The organism is Mariprofundus sp. NF (assembly GCF_013387455.1).
GTDB lineage: Bacteria > Pseudomonadota > Zetaproteobacteria > Mariprofundales > Mariprofundaceae > Mariprofundus.
This window is the reverse complement of the sequence record NZ_VWNC01000001.1, coordinates 58,128-77,316: the sequence shown is the minus strand read 5'-3', so window position 1 is coordinate 77,316 and position 19,189 is coordinate 58,128. Positions and strand designations below refer to the sequence as shown.

General features: G+C 54.1%; 19 protein-coding genes and 1 riboswitch. All 19 genes read left to right on the top strand.

The annotated features are described in order from the left end of the window. Positions 1–38: 38 nt before the first annotated feature. Complete coding sequence (locus F3F96_RS00400; RefSeq protein WP_176961288.1) at positions 39–545, top strand: ATP-binding protein; 507 nt, start codon at positions 39–41, stop codon at positions 543–545. After that, positions 529–861 carry an STAS domain-containing protein gene (locus F3F96_RS00395; protein WP_176961287.1) on the top strand — a complete coding sequence of 111 codons (333 nt, stop codon included), beginning with the start codon at positions 529–531 and terminating at the stop codon, positions 859–861. Before F3F96_RS00400 ends, F3F96_RS00395 begins: the two co-directional genes overlap by 17 nt. Then, complete coding sequence (gene ubiD, locus F3F96_RS00390; RefSeq protein ID WP_176961286.1) at positions 858–2,318, top strand: 4-hydroxy-3-polyprenylbenzoate decarboxylase; 1,461 nt, start codon at positions 858–860, stop codon at positions 2,316–2,318. Before F3F96_RS00395 ends, ubiD begins: the two co-directional genes overlap by 4 nt. Further along, positions 2,318–4,228 (top strand): SEL1-like repeat protein, encoded by a 1,911-nt coding sequence (locus tag F3F96_RS00385; RefSeq protein ID WP_176961285.1) that lies wholly within the window; start codon positions 2,318–2,320, stop codon positions 4,226–4,228. Before ubiD ends, F3F96_RS00385 begins: the two co-directional genes overlap by 1 nt. 799 nt (positions 4,229–5,027) lie before the next feature. Then, positions 5,028–5,267: riboswitch (cobalamin riboswitch) on the top strand. Positions 5,268–5,415: 148 nt separating this feature from the next. Further along, positions 5,416–7,281: a TonB-dependent receptor domain-containing protein gene (locus tag F3F96_RS00380; RefSeq protein ID WP_176961284.1), complete on the top strand. Its 1,866-nt coding sequence runs from the start codon at positions 5,416–5,418 to the stop codon at positions 7,279–7,281. Positions 7,282–7,340: 59 nt separating this feature from the next. Next, complete coding sequence (locus F3F96_RS00375; RefSeq protein WP_176961283.1) at positions 7,341–7,922, top strand: TonB family protein; 582 nt, start codon at positions 7,341–7,343, stop codon at positions 7,920–7,922. Next, positions 7,919–8,740, top strand: coding sequence for a cobalamin-binding protein (locus F3F96_RS00370; RefSeq protein ID WP_176961282.1), 822 nt, complete (start codon positions 7,919–7,921; stop codon positions 8,738–8,740). The genes F3F96_RS00375 and F3F96_RS00370 overlap by 4 nt, the downstream gene beginning before the upstream one ends. Before the next feature lie 145 nt (positions 8,741–8,885). Further along, the gene (locus F3F96_RS00365; protein WP_176961281.1) at positions 8,886–10,328 is read left to right on the top strand and encodes a cobyric acid synthase; all 1,443 of its coding nucleotides are present in this window, start codon (positions 8,886–8,888) and stop codon (positions 10,326–10,328) included. Positions 10,329–10,338: 10 nt separating this feature from the next. Then, the gene (gene cobU, locus F3F96_RS00360) at positions 10,339–10,878 is read left to right on the top strand and encodes a bifunctional adenosylcobinamide kinase/adenosylcobinamide-phosphate guanylyltransferase (RefSeq protein ID WP_176961280.1); all 540 of its coding nucleotides are present in this window, start codon (positions 10,339–10,341) and stop codon (positions 10,876–10,878) included. Beyond that, positions 10,875–11,903 carry a nicotinate-nucleotide--dimethylbenzimidazole phosphoribosyltransferase gene (cobT, locus tag F3F96_RS00355; protein WP_176961279.1) on the top strand — a complete coding sequence of 343 codons (1,029 nt, stop codon included), beginning with the start codon at positions 10,875–10,877 and terminating at the stop codon, positions 11,901–11,903. Before cobU ends, cobT begins: the two co-directional genes overlap by 4 nt. Continuing rightward, positions 11,896–12,501, top strand: a complete 606-nt coding sequence (locus F3F96_RS00350; RefSeq protein ID WP_176961278.1) for a histidine phosphatase family protein — start codon at positions 11,896–11,898, stop codon at positions 12,499–12,501. Before cobT ends, F3F96_RS00350 begins: the two co-directional genes overlap by 8 nt. Further along, the gene (gene cobS / locus F3F96_RS00345) at positions 12,498–13,229 is read left to right on the top strand and encodes an adenosylcobinamide-GDP ribazoletransferase (RefSeq protein WP_176961277.1); all 732 of its coding nucleotides are present in this window, start codon (positions 12,498–12,500) and stop codon (positions 13,227–13,229) included. The genes F3F96_RS00350 and cobS overlap by 4 nt, the downstream gene beginning before the upstream one ends. Next, the gene (locus F3F96_RS00340) at positions 13,216–14,163 is read left to right on the top strand and encodes an iron ABC transporter permease (RefSeq protein ID WP_241697568.1); all 948 of its coding nucleotides are present in this window, start codon (positions 13,216–13,218) and stop codon (positions 14,161–14,163) included. The genes cobS and F3F96_RS00340 overlap by 14 nt, the downstream gene beginning before the upstream one ends. Positions 14,164–14,171: 8 nt before the next feature. Continuing rightward, positions 14,172–14,894 carry an ABC transporter ATP-binding protein gene (locus F3F96_RS00335; protein ID WP_241697567.1) on the top strand — a complete coding sequence of 241 codons (723 nt, stop codon included), beginning with the start codon at positions 14,172–14,174 and terminating at the stop codon, positions 14,892–14,894. Beyond that, positions 14,891–15,427, top strand: coding sequence for a cob(I)yrinic acid a,c-diamide adenosyltransferase (cobO, locus tag F3F96_RS00330; protein ID WP_176961275.1), 537 nt, complete (start codon positions 14,891–14,893; stop codon positions 15,425–15,427). Before F3F96_RS00335 ends, cobO begins: the two co-directional genes overlap by 4 nt. Then, positions 15,424–16,017: a sirohydrochlorin chelatase gene (locus F3F96_RS00325; protein WP_176961274.1), complete on the top strand. Its 594-nt coding sequence runs from the start codon at positions 15,424–15,426 to the stop codon at positions 16,015–16,017. Before cobO ends, F3F96_RS00325 begins: the two co-directional genes overlap by 4 nt. Beyond that, positions 16,014–16,760: a uroporphyrinogen-III C-methyltransferase gene (cobA, locus tag F3F96_RS00320; RefSeq protein WP_176961273.1), complete on the top strand. Its 747-nt coding sequence runs from the start codon at positions 16,014–16,016 to the stop codon at positions 16,758–16,760. The genes F3F96_RS00325 and cobA overlap by 4 nt, the downstream gene beginning before the upstream one ends. 3 nt (positions 16,761–16,763) lie before the next feature. Beyond that, positions 16,764–17,078: a ferredoxin gene (locus F3F96_RS00315; RefSeq protein WP_176961272.1), complete on the top strand. Its 315-nt coding sequence runs from the start codon at positions 16,764–16,766 to the stop codon at positions 17,076–17,078. A gap of 118 nt (positions 17,079–17,196) precedes the next feature. Next, entirely contained in the window at positions 17,197–19,131 is a 1,935-nt protein-coding gene (locus F3F96_RS00310; RefSeq protein ID WP_176961271.1) for a transglycosylase SLT domain-containing protein, read from the top strand. The last annotated feature ends 58 nt before the right edge of the window (positions 19,132–19,189 follow it).

Here is a 19,189-nt window from a genome sequence, read left to right as displayed (position 1 = left end):
GTTTGATGATAGTTTAAGTCGACCAGTGAGGTAGCCATATGGGAAGTGCAGTCACAGAGGATGTTGTAGTCAGCGCATGTGAAAATAGCTTTGATGGAAAACTCTGCCTGCAGCTGGAAAGTAACAGTGATTGCATTCATGTATTGCGCTCAATGGTGACCGTCATGACGGCCAGAGCTGAGTTGAGTGACCTGCGCAGTAATCGGGTAGCTATCGCGGTTGATGAGCTGTTTGCCAATATCGCTGCACACGCCTATGGCGGTGATCCGGGCAAGGTGGAGTTTGAGACAGCGATCTACAGTGAAGATGAAGATCAGATGCTGGTTTTTGATTTTCGTGATTATGCGCCGGTCTGCTGGCACGGAGATATAGAGAAGATTACCAGCCAGCCGCTGGATGTTGAGCACCTCTGCCCCGGTGGCCTGGGGCTGCGACTGATTCATTCTGTGGCCGACTGCTGCCAGCACAATGTGCTTGAAAATGGCAATCACTGGCGACTGATTTTTAATATCGGTGATGGAGAAAACGATGAATGTAGCGCTTAAATTCGAACGTAACGAGTTGTCCAATAACGAGGTGCAACTTAAGGTTGTTGGTGATGTCACCATCCACACTTCATCACGCTTGCGAGAGCAGCTAAAACCCCTGTTTACCGCAAAAATGAAGCGCATTCAGGTGGTACTCGATCAAGTCGATTTCATGGACTCCTCAGGCATTGCAACACTGGTCGAAGGGATGCAGTGGTCACGACTGACCGGTGGTCACTTTGTACTCTCCGGTCTGAGCGACAATGTTCGTGACGTCTTTTCACTAGCCAAACTTGATACCGTATTTGAGATCGAAGACAACCCTGCAGCATGAGTTTCTCTGACCTGCGTGCTTTTACAGCTGAGCTTGAAAAGCGCGGCCTGCTTAAACGCATCACGCAAGAGATCAGCACTCATCTGGAGATCACCGAAATATCGGATCGTGTGCTGCGCGCCGCTGGCCCTGCGCTGCTTTTCGAGAATGTCACAGATTCAGAGATGCCGGTACTGACCAACCTGTTCGGCACTGCTGAGCGCATTGCACTCGGCATGGGCCGTGAATCAGCTGATGAGCTACGTGAGATTGGTGAACTGCTGGCTTATCTGAAAGAGCCTGAGCCACCCAAAGGTTTCAAGGATGCATGGGAGAAGTTCCCCGTCCTGAAGAAAGTGATGCACATGCAGCCTAAGACTGTAAAAAAGGCGGCTTGGCAAGAGGTTGTGCTACGTGGTGATCAGGTAGATCTGGATCGCCTGCCCATTCAGACCTGCTGGCCTGATGATGCAGCACCACTGCTCACCTGGGGACTGGTGGTCACCAAAGGCCCGAACAAAGAGCGTCAGAACCTCGGCATCTACAGGCAACAGAAGATTGGCAAAAACAAGCTGATTATGCGCTGGCTGAAACATCGCGGCGGTGCTCAGGATCATCTGGAGGCGAAAAAAGCGGGCGCTACACGTTTCCCTTGTGCCGTTGTTATCGGTGCTGATCCCGCCACTATTCTTGCTGCTGTAACCCCTATTCCCGACACCCTCTCCGAATACCAGTTTGCAGGGCTGCTGCGCGGCAAAAAGACAGTACTGACAAATTGTCTGGATATCGACATGCAGGTGCCTGCATCGGCGGAGATTGTGCTGGAGGGTTATGTCTCCCTTGATGAGTATGCCGAGGAGGGGCCATTCGGCGATCATACCGGTTACTACAACGAAACCGAGATGTTCCCTGTGTTTACTGTCGAGACGATGAGCATGCGCTCTGATGCCATCTATCACTCCACCCACACCGGCAAACCGCCTGATGAACCGGCTGTGCTGGGACTCGCCTTTAATGAGGTGTTTGTTCCTATTCTGAAAAAACAGTTTCCTGAGATTGTCGATTTCTATCTGCCAATGGAGGGCTGCTCCTATCGCATGGCGATTGTCTCGATCAATAAAGGTTATGCAGGCCACGCCAAACGGGTGATGTTCGGCATCTGGTCCTATCTGCGTCAGTTCATGTACACCAAGTTTATTATCGTGGTGGATGAAGATATCGACTGCCGCGACTGGCATGAGGTGATCTGGGCGATCACCACACGTTGCGACCCGGTGCGTGATTTCACCATGGCTGAACATACCCCGATTGATTATCTCGATTTTGCCTCACCTGTGGCGGGTCTCGGTTCCAAAGTCGGCATTGATGCCACCAACAAATGGGCGGGTGAAAGCGATCGTGAATGGGGCAGAACGATAAAAATGGATGCAGAGATTGTGACACGCATTGATCATATCTGGGAAGAGCTGGGGCTATAATGATTGCCAAGCTGAAAACACCACTGTTTGCACTGGCTATCGGCCTTATTGCGGTTTTCGCATGGCTATTGATGAATGGAACCGACTACAACGATCTTAATGAAGATGGTCTTTCACGTGGCAATATCGCCTACCAGCAGGGCGATTTCGAAGAGGCTGCCGAGTGGTTTATGCAGGCTGCCAAACTGGGCGACAGAGAGGCGCAATACCGGTTCGCCATGCTCTATCGTGATGGTAAAGGTGTGGAGCGGGATGACTCGCAGGCGGTGCGCTGGCTTAAACTCGCCGCCGCCCAGAAACATGCCAAGGCCCAGTATGAACTGGCCAAACTCTTTGATAGCGGTCGCGGCATGGACCAGGCCGACCCGGCTGCTGCAGTTCGTCTCTTCCGACAGGCGGCTGAGCAGGGCCACGGATCTGCCCAGTTGCATCTGGCCGTTCTCTACGCTGAGGGGCGCGGCACCCCGCAGGATGATGGTTTGGCACTGCAGTGGGCTGTAGCCGCAAGCAAGTCTAAAAACAGGGAGGCCGAGCCCTACCTGCAACAGCTGCTTAAACGGGTCACCGCCAAAGCGATGAAAGGCGATGCCAAAGCCCAGTTTGTATTGGCGATGATGTATCGCAGAGGTGACGGATTGAATGCCGACATCAAATCAGCTGAGCAGCTGCTGCGCCAGAGTGCCGAGTCCGGTAACAGTGATGCCCAGTTCCACCTCGCCTCCTTTCTTGCTGACAATGAGAACGGCAATCAGCTTCAGGAGGCCGCCAAGTGGTATCTGGCTGCCGCCAAACAGGGGCATGTAGAGGCCGCAGCTGAATTCGGAGTCATGGCTGCAACCGGCATTGGCACCAGAGCTGATCCGAAACAGGCTCTGCAATGGTTAAATAAAGCGGCCAAGGCAGGAAATGCCAAAGCTCAGACGGCGCTGGGCATCCTCTACAGCGAAACCCCCGGCTTCAGCCATAACGACAAAGAGGCGCTTACATGGCTGCAGAAGGCCGCTGCAAGTGGCCGGGCTGATGCCCGCAATAATCTGGCCGTGCTCTACGCACTTGGTCGCGGCGTGGATAAAAATCACAAACAGGCATTCAGCCTCTTCCAGCAGGCTGCTGAATCAGATAACAAAGCCCAGTATAATCTCGGCATCATGTTCCTGCGCGGCATTCATACCGTACAGAATGAGGAAACCGCCGCCGCATGGTTCAAGAAGGCTGAAGCTTCCGGCAGTAGCCGGGCACGTCTGGCTATGGCCCTGCTCTACCATCTTGGTCATGGTGTAATCTACAGCGAGGCTGATGCCATTCACTGGTATCAGGAGGCAGCGGGCAAGGGTGATCTCGATGCGCTGTTTAATCTCGCGATTCTCTATTATAAAACCAACGATTTCGCCAAGGCATTCGAGAGCTTCCAACAGGCGGCCAACGCTGGTGATGCCCAGGCCTGTAACATTATCGCCTCAATGTATCAGCATGGTCAGGGTGCAGAGTACAACATCGATCAGGCCGTTGTCTGGTACAGGAAAGCCGCCAGTCAGGATTATCCGCAGGCACAATTCAATCTCGGTAACCTCTACCGTAAAGGTGAAGGGCTGGAGCAGCTCGATAAAAAGGCATTCTACTGGTACAAAAAAGCTGCTGATGCTGGCTATCCACAGGCACAAAACTCACTGGCTTATATGTATGCGCTCGGTCGCGGTGTAAAGAGTGATCGCAAGCTGGCTGAGAAGTGGTTCACTACCGCTGCCGCGCAGGGGCTGAGAATCGCCGAGCAGAATCTCTCACTGCTGGAGCAGAAGCAGAGTGGATTTACACTGGTCAGTCATGTCGTTGATATGGATGTGCGTGCCAACCTGCTGTTCGAGAAACCACTGAACCTCGCCAGCCACCTCGACACCTACAAGACCCCCTAAATCACTAAACTCAGCGTTTAATTCCGAATGACCGCCGCCAAAATCGGACATTCGGATCTATGAATAAGGTGCGGACTCATCCCGAATTGGAAAATATATCCAGAACTGATTTCGTTGGCTTATGGCAGGAGAGCTGGGGGTGAGATTACCCATTCATACAGTAGTGTCGGATTCGTGTGCTCTGATACCTTAGTTCCACGGTCTGCTGAGTTTATGGTACTAAATATTATTAACTCGGGCCGATGGATTTAGATGATCCTACTGCTGTTTCTGTGAAGAAAGCGCCTTTGCCACCATCTGTATTATTGTGTGGTAGTTTTGTGATAGTTGGTGTGCGCCATTGTTTTCTAAGCCTGTCGGGCTCATTTTGATTGAATGAATGGGTCACACGGGTGTCTTTTAGGATCATTATTTATTCCTCTTCATTTTCGCTGACTCTTGTTGGTTTTGGCAAATTATGTACGTCATCCTGCATGAGGCTCCCCTTTGTCTACGCGCTTTGTTACCTCTTCACCTTACACATAAAACACGCGTACTCAACATACTCGGAGGCTCAGGTCTTGTTTTGGGGATATTCCTCGGCAGCTTTGATAAACCGGCTCCCCATGAAGGGCTCAAACGAATGACCGATGCTTTTGGCCGGGAGCATCGGTAATAATCAATAGGGTCAAACTCGATTGATATTTAACTAACCCTTTCCGTCCGTCCTGATTTGGCAGGGAGCAGTCATTCAGCATAGTTCCAAAAGCCTTAAGCCCCCCCTTCGACAGCTGAATAGACGCAGCTTCCCTGTGGAGATAGTGTTCACACCGCTTTAGGTGCCCAAATGGTCGTTCGACCACGGGTGAAACGGGAAGTCCGGTGCGGATTCGATAGCAATGCAAACTCATGCTGAGTGTGGATTGCTATCTACCAATTCCGGCGCAGCCCCCGCTACTGTAGGCCTGACAACGCTGTTCGAATCCACTGGGAGACCGGGAAGGAGAATAGCCGCGGATGACGGCAAGCCAGGAGACCGGCCTCAAGCACGACAGACCATTCTTTATGAAGGCTGTCATCGGTTTGAGGCCTCGGAGGGGGGTGTTGCCGGCGTTAAAGGCAGCAACAGAGCCCTCTGACCCGCAACCATTCTTCCAGACTTCTACCGCAAAACTACAAATGCGCGGCGGGCGCGAAAGGAAGAAGAGATGGCTATTCAGCCCACAAACAGACGAACAACAATCATCACATCGATGCTTCTTATGGCGGCAGGGTTAGCTGCATCGACTCCACTGCAGGCCGAAGAGGCGCTACCAACTGTGGTCGTTACAGCCGGTCGAATTGCAGAGGATCCAGCCAGAATCTCGGCAGATGTCACTATCATTGATGAAGAGGAGATCAAAAAGGCACAGGCAACCACGGTAGTCGAACTGCTGCGTCGTCAGGCGGGTATCAACACATCGACAACAGGTGGTCCCGGCAAATCAACCTCACTCTATATGCGTGGCGGTAATAGTGGCCATGTGCTGGTGCTGATTGATGGCGTGCGCGTTGGTGCAGCCTCAACCGGTGCATTCGACTGGGGGCTGATGTCACCGGAAGATATTGAGCGCATTGAGATCGTGCGAGGCCCACAATCATCACTCTACGGTGCTGATGCCATGAGTGGCGTCATTCAGATTTTCACCAAAACAGGTGAAGGTAAAACCAAAGTCCGCATTCAGGGCGAAGCTGGCGGATTGGCCTCATCCAGCGGCAGCATGCAGGTGTCAGGATCAACCGAAAATGGTGTTAGCTATGCACTGACGGCAGCAGGCCAGCGTACCGATGGTGTCTCAGTTGCGGCCGCAGGTACAGAAACCGACCCCTATCGACAGAGCCAGATCTCCGGTCGTATCGAGATGGAGCTTGGTGACGGCACGATCTCTTTTACCGCCCGCCAGTCAGAGGGCAAAAACAGTCTGGATGGCGGCTGGGTACTGGCAGACACACTGAACTGGAGCGCATCATCAAGACAGTCTATCTACAGCCTTAAAGTGAGCTATCCGATCATGGACAGCTGGGAGAGTAGCCTGCAACTCTCCCGCTCAGCTGATGATATGACCGGTTATGATCCCGCCAATGCAGCCAACAACTCCGACATCCACACCACCATCAAACAGCTGAACTGGCAGAACCATATTGAGTTGGCCGACTTCTCTCTGCTCTTCGGGCTGGATTATCATGCTGATCGCGCCGTCAATCCGCTGGCTCCGCTTAACAAGGTGTTAAAGCAGAGTGCGGGATTCGCAGCCCTCTCATGGCATAGTGAGCTGCTTGATCTCAACGGCTCACTGCGCCACGACCGCAATAGCGGCCTGATCAACTCGGCCAACAAATCCACCTGGCATACAGGTGCAGTGTTGCATCCGCTTACCGGCCTGAAAATTTCGGGGAACTACGGTACCGGTTTCAAGGCCCCCTCCATCAATGATCTCTACTGGCCGGCCGTGGGCAATGCCAACCTGAAACCCGAAACCAGCAAGGGCTGGGATGCAGGCATCGCTTATGATTACAGCAGTGATCAGCTGCAGGGCGGTTTAAGTGCCACATGGTTTGATCAATCATTTCGCGATCTGATCGCCTGGGCCCCGATCACCCCCGGATCATTCACATGGATTCCATCGAATGTGAACAAAGCGCGCAGCCGCGGTCTGGAGATCAGCGGCAGAGTGAGTTATTCCGGGGCCTATCTGCAGGCTAACTGGAGTTATCTGATGGCGAGGGACTCCTCTAACGAGACCTGGCTGGCCCGTCGCCCCAAAGAGAGTGGCAATATTCTGCTCGGCATTGATATCGGCCCGCTTAATCTGGAGGGCAATCTGGCCATTGTCGGGCCACGCTTCTCCAGCCCGAACAATGCCGCCTACCTGGCCAGTTACCGTAAAACGGACCTGCGTGCCCGCTTGCATGTCAATGAGACATGGGAGCTGACAGCACGGGTAAACAACGTCGAAGATAAGAAGTATGAGGAGGCGGCCGGTTACGGTGTGGTCGGACGCGTCTGGTACGCAGGTCTGGGAGCAACCTTCTGATCAACCTGCATCGATCCGGTCGGCTGGCAGCTGCTTTTGTAGCTGCCGCTGGCCTGCATATGCTCGCTTTTCAGCTGTTGGCTCAAAACGACACGCTACACATTCAAGCTGACGAGGGTGCCACCCTGCAGGTCGAACTGGTCAAAAAAGCAGAGAGTCCCGAGCAGACCGCAACACCGCAGGCAAAAGCAGCTGCACCTCAAAAGCAGACAAAACAGATCACCCCTGCAGTTGCACCAATCGTGCATAAAGAGATAAAGGAGTTGGCCGAATCACCGCTGCCCGAGCGTCCGCAAAAAACGACCCCACAGGCGTTGAAACAGTCTCCGGAAGTTGTAAAAACTACAGTTGTAGTTGAGCCTGAAAGTCATGCCGTTACTGGTGCCAGCATGCCGTCTGACGTGCAGCAGATGATCCTCTCCCACATCAGTTATCCCCGTAAGGCACGCCGCAAAGGGTGGCAGGGCAACGCCATGTTTAACCTTGCCGTACATGAGCAGAAACTGGCACGGCTGGATCTCTCACTCTCATCCGGCCACAGCCTGCTTGATCGTGCTGCCATGCGTGGCATCCGGGCCATCGATCACCTACCGCTGGCCAATGGCACCTATCGCCTTCCCGTTGAGTTTAAACTGCAATGAAACGTCTTCTTTTCCCCCTGCTATTGGCTGCCCTGCTGCTTCCCGCTACGGCTATGGCGCAACGCATTCTGGCACTTACTCCGCATGCCTGTGAGATGATCTATGCCATTGGTGCTCAAGCGCAACTGGTCGGAGCTGTCTCCTACTGCGACTATCCTGCAGAGGCAAAACAGCTACCGCGTATCGGCAGTTATGAGCGCATCAATGTTGAGGCTGCACTGCGCCTGAAACCTGATCTGGCCATCGTGATGAGTCGCAATGTTGTGGGGATCGAGGTGCTGGAGAAGATGGGAGTCCGGACAGTGGTCTCCAATCCCGACAGCTTTGAAAGCATGTTTGACGACATGCTCAAGCTGGGTGAGTTGACCCGTCACACTGCCGAGGCAGGCAAACTGGTTGCTCAGCTGCGTCAACGCCTGCAGCAGGTGCGCAGTAGACCGCGCTCTGAGACAGCTGTCTTTTATGAGGTGTGGCATGACCCGCTACTGACTGCCGGAGGCCCCAGTTTTATCAGTGATCTGATCCACGAGGCCGGAGGCAGAAATATCTTTGCCGGTATCGATATCGAAACAGCGCATGTAAATATCGAGTCAGTGATCCGAGCCAAACCTGAGTTGATCGTTATTCCGATTGAGAAGCGATCCATTGCAGAGCGCAGAATTTTTTGGGAGAAGTGGTTAGGAGGCGGCAAGGTCCGTTTTGTAGCCATTGATCCGGATATACTGCACCGCCCCGGCCCGCGCCTGATCGATGGGCTGGAAGCATTGCAGGGCGCACTTCAGAATCAAAAATATTTAGCCACAGATGGACGCAGATGAAGACGGATAAACACAGATATATACGTAATATCGCTACGAGCTCCACAGGCAAAGTTATTAGTTCTGCAAAACCAGAACTGCCGGAGAGCCTTTGTCTTTCATCTGTGTTCATCTGCGTCCATCCGTGGTTCCAAAAGGTTGGTTTATGAACGCATTGATGATTCAGGGCACAGCTTCCGGTGTCGGTAAATCGGTGCTGGTGGCTGGTCTCTGCAGACTGTTGGCCCGCAACGGCGTCTCTGTCGCCCCGTTCAAACCTCAGAACATGAGCAACAATGCGGCTGTCACCATTGATGGCGGTGAGATCGGCCGCGCACAGGCACTGCAGGCCATCGCCTGTGGCATCGAACCTACCGTTCATATGAATCCGGTATTGATCAAACCCGAAGCAGATGAGAAAGCACAGCTGGTCGTGCGCGGCAAGGTGGTTGGAGAGCTGCATGCCAAACGTTTCCGTGAGGATCGTATCGGCTGGATGCAGATGGTGCTGGACTCCTTCGCGCAGCTGCAGGAGCAGTATGACGTGGTAATTATTGAAGGGGCAGGCTCCCCTGCCGAGCCCAACCTGCGCGAGGGTGATATTGCCAATATGGGTTTTGCCGAGGCGGCTGATGTGCCGGTATGGCTGGTCGGCGATATCGATTGCGGTGGCGTATTTGCCGCCCTTACCGGCTCACTCGGTATCCTGTCGGCAACCGAAAATGCTCGCGTCAAAGCGCTGCTGATCAACCGCTTTCGCGGCAATCTTGCCCTGCTTGATGATGCACTGATCTGGCTTGAGCAGAAAACAGCGCGCCCGGTTGCTGGTGTGATCCCCTGGCTTGCACTTGAGCTACCTGAAGAGGATAGTCCTTTCCGCCATGTGCAGGAGCTATCTCCTCACGCCTTACCCCTTACTCCTGACACCATCCATATTGCCGTCATCGCTTATCCCAGAATGTCCAATAGTGATGACATCGATCCACTGGCTTCGGAGGAGAAGATTCACCTGCGTTTTATCCGTTCTCCTGATGAGTTAAATCCTGCCGACCTGATTATCCTGCCCGGCTCCAAACATGTCGCATCGGATCTGGAGTGGCTGCGAGATCAAGGCTTTGTTCCTGCACTGCAGCGCCACCTGCGCTATGGCGGCAAACTGCTCGGTATCTGTGGTGGCATGCAGATGCTTGGGCAGCGCGTTGAAGATGACGGTGTTGAGGGTGGCAGTGCAGAGGGGTTGGGATGGCTGCCGCTTTCAACCACCATGCGAGCCGCGAAAACACTGAAACAGGTGGATCAACCAGCCCCCCGCTTTGCTGACTTCAGGGTCACCGGTTATGAGATCCACCATGGCGAGTCGGATGCTGATGAGACGCTCTTCCCCTTTGCGGCCTGCTCTGAAGATGCTCAGGTGTGGGGCACATATGTGCATGGACTCTTCGAGCAGGGCGAGTTTCGTAAACAGTGGCTTGCCGAAATGGGCCACACAACAGGTGACGGCAGAGATCAGCAAGAACGCACACTTGCCTCGCTTGATCTGCTGGCCGATGCTATGGAGAAGGCGATCAAGCCCGAATTACTTGAGCCACTGTTAAGGAGATCAACATGAGGAGACCATCATGCCGGTAACCCTGATTCTCGGTGGTGCCCGCAGTGGCAAAAGCCGCCGTGCTGAAGCCATTGCCACTGAACTCAGCGAAACCCCAATCTATGTCGCCACAGCTCCTTTAATCGATAATGATCATGAGTGGCTGGAGCGCATTGAGCGCCACCGGCAAGAGCGCGCTGATCACTGGCAACTGATTGAGGAAGAGCTGAAGCTCACCGCTGTTTTGCAAGCAGCGGATGGGCCTGAGAGTGTCGTGCTGATCGACTGCCTTACCCTCTGGATATCCAACCTGATCTTTGGCGGCAGGGATATTGAGCAGGAAGTTGAACGACTCTGTGAACTACTGCCCAAGCTGGCAGGCAACGTGATTCTGGTGGCCAATGAAGTGGGCATGGGCGTGGTTCCTGAGGCTCCCGAGGGGCGCCAGTTTCGCGATGCGCAAGGGCGTTTGAATCAGCGCATTGCAGCGCTTGCTGATCGCGTAGAGTTTATTGCCGCAGGTCTGCCAATCTGTTTGAAACAAAACAGTCTGAAAGGGGATAAGAAGTGAGTGTAGCAGCCATCAATATCGAGATTGAACAACAGGCGCGAGCCCATCAGGAGAGTCTGACCAAACCACGCGGTGCACTCGGACGCCTTGAAGATATCGCCTGCTGGTTCGCCGCCCGCCAGGGCAAGGTTTTGCCCGATGCTTTGCAGCCACATATTGCTGTGTTTGCTGCGGATCATGGCGTCTGCGAAGAGGGTATTTCCGCCTATCCCTCTGTGGTGACCGGTGAGATGGTGAAGAATTTCGCTCGCGGTGGTGCTGCTATTAATGTGCTGGCAAAACAGTGCGGCGCCACACTCTCCATCGTTGATGTCGGTGTTATTTCCGACCTCTCAGAATTTGATGGAGTCAGCCATAAAAAGGTAAAACCCGGCACAGCCAATCTGCTGCGTGAAGCGGCAATGAGTGCGACAGAATGTGCTGCCGCCATAGCTGTCGGCAGAGCAGAAGCAAAAGCGGCTATTGAGGCTGGTGCCAACCTGCTGATTGCCGGAGATATGGGCATAGGCAACACCACCGCCTCTGCATGTTTGATCTGTAGAGAGACCGGTGCAGCACCTGAAGCTGTAGTCGGTTTCGGTACCGGCGTTGATGAGAATGGGCGCAACCTTAAGGTGGATGTCGTCAAAGCAGCCCTGACACGTATCTCCGGCTATGCAGATGATCAGTTGCTGCAGCAGGTTGGTGGCGTGGAAATTGCCGCCATGGCCGGTTTTTATCTGCAGGCAGCAGAGTCCGGCGTACCGGTGGTCATTGATGGCTTTATCGCATCCGCTGCTGCACTTGCAGCCCGGATTGTTGAACCGGAAGTGATCAACTGGATGCTGGCCAGCCACATATCACATGAAAATGGCCATGCTCTGGCACTTAAGGCACTTCGCCTTGATGCGCTGATCAATTTTGAGATGCGCCTTGGTGAAGGTTCAGGTGCAGCGCTGATTGTGCCGCTCTTGCAGTCTGCCATTGCCCTGCACAATGAGATGGCCACCTTCGCCAGTGCCGGTGTAACCGACAAAGATGAGTGAACCAACCATCATCACGCTGCTTCGCCACGGCGAAGTGGAGGCCGAGGGCTGGGCCTTCCGTGGCAGCACAGATATTCCACTATCCGAGCTCGGCTGGAGCCAGATGCGTGCGGCTGCAACCGGGTTTGATGGCCTTGATCATATCGCCACCTCACCACTGCAGCGTTGCAAACTGTTTGCCCGCGAGCTCAGTGAGCAGTCGAAGGCCGAGCTGATCACGCTTGATGCGATGGCCGAGATGGATTTCGGTGATTGGGAGAACCGCAGCTTTGACGAGATCAGTGGCTCTGACAGAGAGGTACTGCAGCAGTTCTGGGAATCACCTGTAGCCATTCAGCCGCCCAACGGCGAAGCCTTTGATGCTTTCAGTCAGCGTGTTATCAACTGCTGGCAAGAGTGGGTCAATCGCGATGTCGGTCAAAATCGTCTGCTTGTTGCCCACGGTGGTGTGATCCGGGTACTACTCGCCCACACCCTGAATATGCCGATGAGTGCCCTCTGGCGACTGCATCTCCCCTACGCTTCATGCAGTCAGATCTCCCTGTTTGAAGGCCATCAGCCACGCCTGCTGTTTATCAATCGTGAGGTTCAATCATGATGCCGCGCGGCCTGATTCTCGCTTTCGGTTTTCTCACACGTATTCCCATGCCTGCGCTTGCCGACTTTAAGCAGGAGGAGCTCTCTAGCTCTGCCATCTGGTTTCCGCTGGTCGGCCTCGCCATCGGCCTGCTGCTGATTCTCGTTGCACTGCTAGGTATCACTGCCAGCCCATGGATAGCGGCGCTACTGGTTGTGCTACTCTGGCTGGGCATTAGCGGTGGCCTGCATCTTGATGGTGCTGCTGATCTGGCTGATGGACTCGGTGCATCCCATCGTGATCCTGAGCGCCTGCTTGCGGTGATGAAAGATCCGCACACCGGCGCCTTCGGTGTGATGGCCATCGTCGCCATTCTTCTCACCAAGCTGGTTACTGTCGCGTGGATTGTGGAGTCACCCGATATCGACCTCTGGGTTCTGCTGCTGATTCCCGCCTGGGCAAGACTGGGAGCTATCTTCTGGTCACAGACACTTGAGCCGCTCGCAGCGGGTAGTGGCGAAGCGTTCGTTTGGCAGGTTGATGCAAAGATCCACTGGATCTGGGGCGGTGCCCTCTTCCTGCTCTCACTTATTTTTGTCTCCTTCATGTTTGCTCTTGCTGCCGTCGGCGCCCTGCTGCTCTGGCGCAGTTATCTGAAGTGGCGTCTGAATGGCATGAGCGGCGACTGTCTCGGTGCCGGCATCGAATATTGCGAGTGCCTGATGCTGCTTGCGATTGGACTCATCTAAGATGCTGCGCTGGTCAGCACTCATCATTGCAGTGGGCATCTGTCTGCTGCTGGGGTTGGCAACTGGCGAGCAGTGGATCAACCCGTTTGCTGGCAGCAGTCCACTTGAGCAGACCATTCTCTGGGATCTGCGTTTTCCGCGTCTGCTCACCGCCTTTGCTGTCGGAGGCCTGCTGGCACTGGCCGGTGCATGGTTTCAGGTTTTGCTCGGCAACCCACTGGCTGAACCCTATGTGCTGGGTGTAGCAGGCTCTGCTTCTGCCGGTGCGGTTACCGGACTGATGTTTATGCCCGAATCGGCATGGGTGATGAGCGCAGGTGCATTTATCGGTGCCTGGATCGGTATTGTGGCGGTGATGTTCTTCTCCCATCTGGGAGCTAACCGCATGCTGCTGGCCGGTGTGGTACTGGCAGCCTTCTGGTCTGCTGTACTGGCACTACTGCTGGCTCTACTACCTGAGCAGGGTTTGTTCCGCGCCTTCTCCTGGATGATGGGTGATCTCTCCCACTCCGATCTGCCCATTCCACTGCTGCTGATTGCATGGACTATTGCACTGGCTTGCGGCGTGATGCTCTCCGGCTCACTGGACAGACTGCTGCTCGGCGAACGTCATGCCGAAGCGTTGGGTGTGGATGTCAAAAAGCTGCGTCAGCGCCTGCTACTGCTCGCTTCAGCCGTTACTGCACTGGCAGTGACTGCTGCCGGAACCATCGGTTTCGTCGGCTTGGTGATTCCGCATCTTATGCGCCTGCTGTTCGGCTCACTGCACAGCGCGGTACTGCCCGCCTCCGCCATCGGTGGCGGCCTGCTGCTGGTTCTGGCCGATTCGGCTGCCCGCACCATCATTGCCCCGGCTGAACTGCCGGTCGGTATTCTCACCGCTATTATCGGTGTGCCTGTATTCCTCTTTCTGCTGCTGAGACGTTCGAGATGAGTAGTCTAATGAAGCTATCGAATCTCATGGTTAAACGCGGTGAATCCACCCTTCTTTCAGACTTAAACTGTGAAATCCATGCCGGTGAGGTGGTGGTGATTCTCGGCCCCAACGGGGCAGGTAAATCGAGCCTGCTGCTTGCGCTGGCTGGACTGATTCCTGCATCAGGTGGTCTGGAACTGCATGGCAAGGCTCTTACCGGCTACAGCCGCAATGAACTAACCCGCCTGATCGCCTGGCAGGGGGAGCTTCCTCCTACCGAGTTTGGCCTGACTGTAAAACAGCGCCTTGAACTTGCTGCCGGTGAAGAGATCGACGCTGTTGAGGCTACCGCCACACGCATGGATATAGGTTCGTTGCTGCATAGGCCACTGGGCCAACTCTCCAGTGGTGAACGTCAGCGCACCGAACTGGCTGCATTGATGCTGCGTCAAACGCCCATCTGGCTGCTGGATGAACCAACCGCGCATCTCGATCTCAAACATCAGATTCACTTTATCAATATGATGAAAGAGGAGCGTAAACAGGGCCGTGGCATCATCACCGTGCTGCACGACCTGCAGCAGGCGATGGCTGTGGCTGATCATCTTATACTCATTGATGGCAGAGGCGGTGCTGAATATGGTGAGGCGAAACAGCTTTTTGCAAGTGAGCGATTAACAAAACTATTTGATGCACCAGTCATCACACAGGGAACTGTTCTGGTTCCTGATTACGGAGTTATGAAATGAAGTCACGTGACAAACGACAGGGCGTTGTACTGGTACATACCGGCGACGGAAAAGGTAAAAGTTCTTCGGCTTTCGGTGTTGCCTTCCGTGCAGCGGGCTGGGGCATGAAGGTGTGCGTGATCCAGTTCATCAAAGGCAAATGGAAAACCGGCGAAGAGCGGGCCGCTAAACAGTTTGATAATATCGAGTGGCATGCACTCGGTGACGGTTTTACCTGGGACACGAAAAACCCGGAGCAGGATATCAAAACCAGCCGTGAAATCTGGGATCTCTGCAAAGCCAAAGTGCGCTCTGAAGAGTTCGATCTGGTGCTCTTTGATGAGATTAACTACTGCAGCGGTTACGGCTGGATATCCGGTGAGGAGATTGCCACCTTCATCCGCGAAGAAAAACCGAAGTGGATGCATATGATCCTCACCGGTCGGGGTGCAGCACCCGAAGTGATCGAGGTTGCCGATACCGTCACCGAGATGAAGATGATCAAACACGCCTACGAATCCGACATCCCCGCCACTCAGGGTATTGAATTTTGAGGGTACTACTTGCCCACGGCTCTTCTGACTCAGTTCATGCAGAACAGGTCGATACTCTGGCAGGCAAAGTTTCAACCCTGCTTGGCGAAGCTGTCACAACTGCCTTTCTCTCTGATGCACGCCTGCCTGCGGGAGCCGATGTTCTTCCTCTGTTTCTTGGTGCTGGTGTGCATGTCACCAGAGATGCGCCTGCGCTAGCAACTGTTTCAAATTGCCGTCTGCTACCGGCATTCGGCAGGCAAACGGATGCCATCAGCTCCCTTATTCTTAAAAACGCTGCAAAGAACAGCATCTTCCTGCTCTATCAGCCAGCAGGTTTTGAGGCGCTGCAAAACAGACTGCAGGAGCATGGCCCGGTTGCCTGTCTGCATGGTGAATCGTCACTGACAACTGTTCTGCAACAGCAACATCAAGCAGGGGCTAGCGGGATAACCGTGCAACCGGTACTGCTGTTTCCGGGACACTCTCTTGCTAGAGTCCGGAGCATGATCAGTGAATCTGCCATCCCCGATGTAACCCTTGCAGCCGTTCTCAGTGAACTGGACGGTTTTGCCGAGCTGGTCGCAGAGTGCTTCAGGAGTGATAAATGAAACTCGATGCACCACTCTCTAACGGTGAGGTGGCGCTGGTCGGTGCCGGTCCCGGCGCGGCATCACTGCTCACGCTGGCTGCCGCAAAACTGATCGCTGACTGCGATGCTATTGTATATGACGCACTGGTCTCTGAAGAGGTGCTGAACATGGCCGCCGTCGGTGCCGAACTGATTGAAGCCGGCAAACGCGGTGGCAGGCCCTCAACCAGCCAGCATGATATCTGTGAGACACTGATTGAGCTGGCCAGCGCGGGAAAACGGGTGGTGCGCCTGAAAGGCGGTGATCCGTTTGTCTTTGGCCGGGGTGGTGAGGAGATGCGTGCACTGGCTGCAGCCTCTGTCCAATTCCGGGTAATTCCGGGCATTACATCCGGGGTGGCAGCACCTGCCATGGCCGGCATTCCGGTCACGGATCGCTCGGTCAATGCCACGCTGGCCTTTCTTACCGGCCATGAAGCCAGCGAGAAGAGTCGCATGGACTGGCAGGCGCTTGTAGAGGCGTTTCCGGTGCTGGTCTTCTATATGGGAGCCAGGAATCTACCGCAAATTGTCGAGAAGCTGCTTGAGGCGGGCCTTGCACAACAGACACCAGTTGCCATTATTCACGCTGCTACGTTGGATGATGAACAGACGATTGTGACCACCCTGCAAGCGGTAGCCAATGGAGATGTCACTGCCCAATCACCATCGATTATTATTATCGGTGATGTGGTGAACGAAAGAATAAGCTGGAAGGATTAAGCCATGCCAAAACCGATGATGATGCCCTATAAACGCCACGCCATTATGTGCTGTGGAAAAAGCTGTGGTGAAAACCTGCCGCTACTCAACTATCTCAAAGATCAGGTTGTTGCTGCAGGGCTTGTCGTCGGTGATCCCGATGCGGTGCGTGTGAACAGAGCCGGTTGTCTGGGCGTCTGCATTGAGGGGCCTGTGATGGTGGTCTATCCGGAAGGGGTCTGGTACTGCAATCTGAATCAGAGTGCTATTGACCGCATTATTGAAGAGCATTTCCGTGGTGGCAGGGTTGTTGAAGAGTTCGCATTTTATAAGATGTAACAACTTCTTACGTTCACCCTGTGGATGCAATTTCACACACGAATCATCTAACCACTGGCAATAACAAAACAAACCCTCTACGCTAGGCGACGGGAAGCAGCCATCAAAGGGGGCTGGAATGCGGTTAAACGGCTTGATCATCATCGTCTCTCTGCTCTGTGCATCTTTCGCGCAGGCGGCCACGCCGACGCTTAACCGAAGCACATTTGAAGAGGCCCGCGCGGCCCTGAACAGCAATGATCTTCCCACCTATCAAACCCTGAAAGCCAGAATTCCAGACTATCCACTCACCCCCTATCTCGATATCTGGGAAGCCCGAAAAGCGCTTGCCAAGGGCAGTGACAGCACAGTTCAGGATGTCGTTGAACACTTTTCCGATATTCCTGAATCGATCAACCTGCGTGTGGCATGGCTTCATCATCTTGCCAAAAAAGGTGACTGGAAAAAGATTGGCCAGCAGCTTGAAAAATTCCCTGCTGATCGCAAGCGGACACCTGAGATTGCCATGCTCGCAGCGTGGAAAGATGGCAACACAAAACAGGCACTGACACTCTTCTCCAAACGCTGGATCAAAGCACAAAAAGTCAGCGGATACACGCATCCGCTCTATCAACAGTGGCAGAGGTCCGGGCACCCCACACTCTATGAACGCTGGCTGCGCATTGACCACTACGCCAATAGCGGCAAATGGAAAAAGATAAAGGGCGAGAAACGCCATCTGCCAAAAGATCAGCAATCACTGATCAGCTACTGGCAGAAGATGCAGAACAATCCTGAAAAGATGTTGCAACAGTTTCCTTCCAATATATCACCCTTCACTGCCGAGTTGATACTTAATGATGGTGTAAAACGACTGGCCCGCTCCGATCCTGCCAAAGCGTGGTTACAGATTCTCTCACTTGCTGAGACAGCCAATTTAAATCCGCTCTTTCTGGCAGATCAGCAGCGTCAGATTGCCCTGCGCGCTGCCCGCCGGCATATGCCAGAAGCGATCACATGGCTGAACAGCCTGCCTGCTTCGGCACAGAACGAAGATACCCGCAGCTGGCTGACTCGCCTCTATATCGTCAATCAGCAGTGGCCGCAAACCATTGCCGCCATTGATGCCATGCCCGATAACGAACGTCAGCAGAGCAACTGGCTCTACTGGAAAGCGCGTGCCCTGGAGCTGACAGGCAGAATTGATCTGGCTGAACCGCTCTACCTGATGCTGGCCGATGATCGCGGTTACTACAGCTTTCTTGCCTCCGAAAGACTCGGCATCCCACTTAAGCTGGAAAACAGCAACATTGATGCACCCGATAGTGCCACTGCTGAGATAGCCGAGATGAAAGCAGTGCATCGCGCTTATGAGTGGCTACAGCTTGGCAACAACAACAAAGCCAGCCGTGAATGGCACTTTGCCCTGCAAGATGCATCCAAAGAGCAGTGGGCCGCGGCCACCAATCTTGCTAACCACTGGGGCTGGTTTGATCAGACGATTCGTTCCGCCTTTAAATCCGACAGCCTTGATGCACTTGAATCGCGTTTTCCACTGGGTTTTGAGGAGGAGGTCAGATCCGCATCGATTGAGAGCGGCCTCACCTCATCCGAGATCTGGAGCATTATCAGGCAGGAGTCGGCCTTTAATTCTCAGGCTGTATCCTATGTGGGAGCCAAAGGTCTGATGCAGCTGATGCCACGCACCGCCAGGGCCGTCGCCAAACAACTTAAACTGCGCTCTCGTCATCCCGACCTCTTCTCCCCTGAGGTTAATATTCGTCTCGGTTCAACCTATCTGGCCGACATGAAACAGCGCTTTGGCTCGCTGGCGCTGGCGGCAGCGGCCTACAATGCAGGCCCACATCGGGTATCAAGCTGGCTGGAGCGCACGCCGTTCTCTGCTCCTGAAGCGTGGGTTGAAGCGATACCGTTTAATGAGACACGCCGTTATGTGCAGCAGGTGATGGCTTTTGTCACCGTCTATGAGTGGCGACAGGAAAAAACACCGGGCAGCATGATCGCAAGGATCGGTGGCGAACTGGAAAAAGTGAGCCTGAACCGGTCGCATTGATCCGCATATAGCCATATTCGCCTGCCCTTGTTAGTCTGCGCGCCGAATTTGTGAGTGA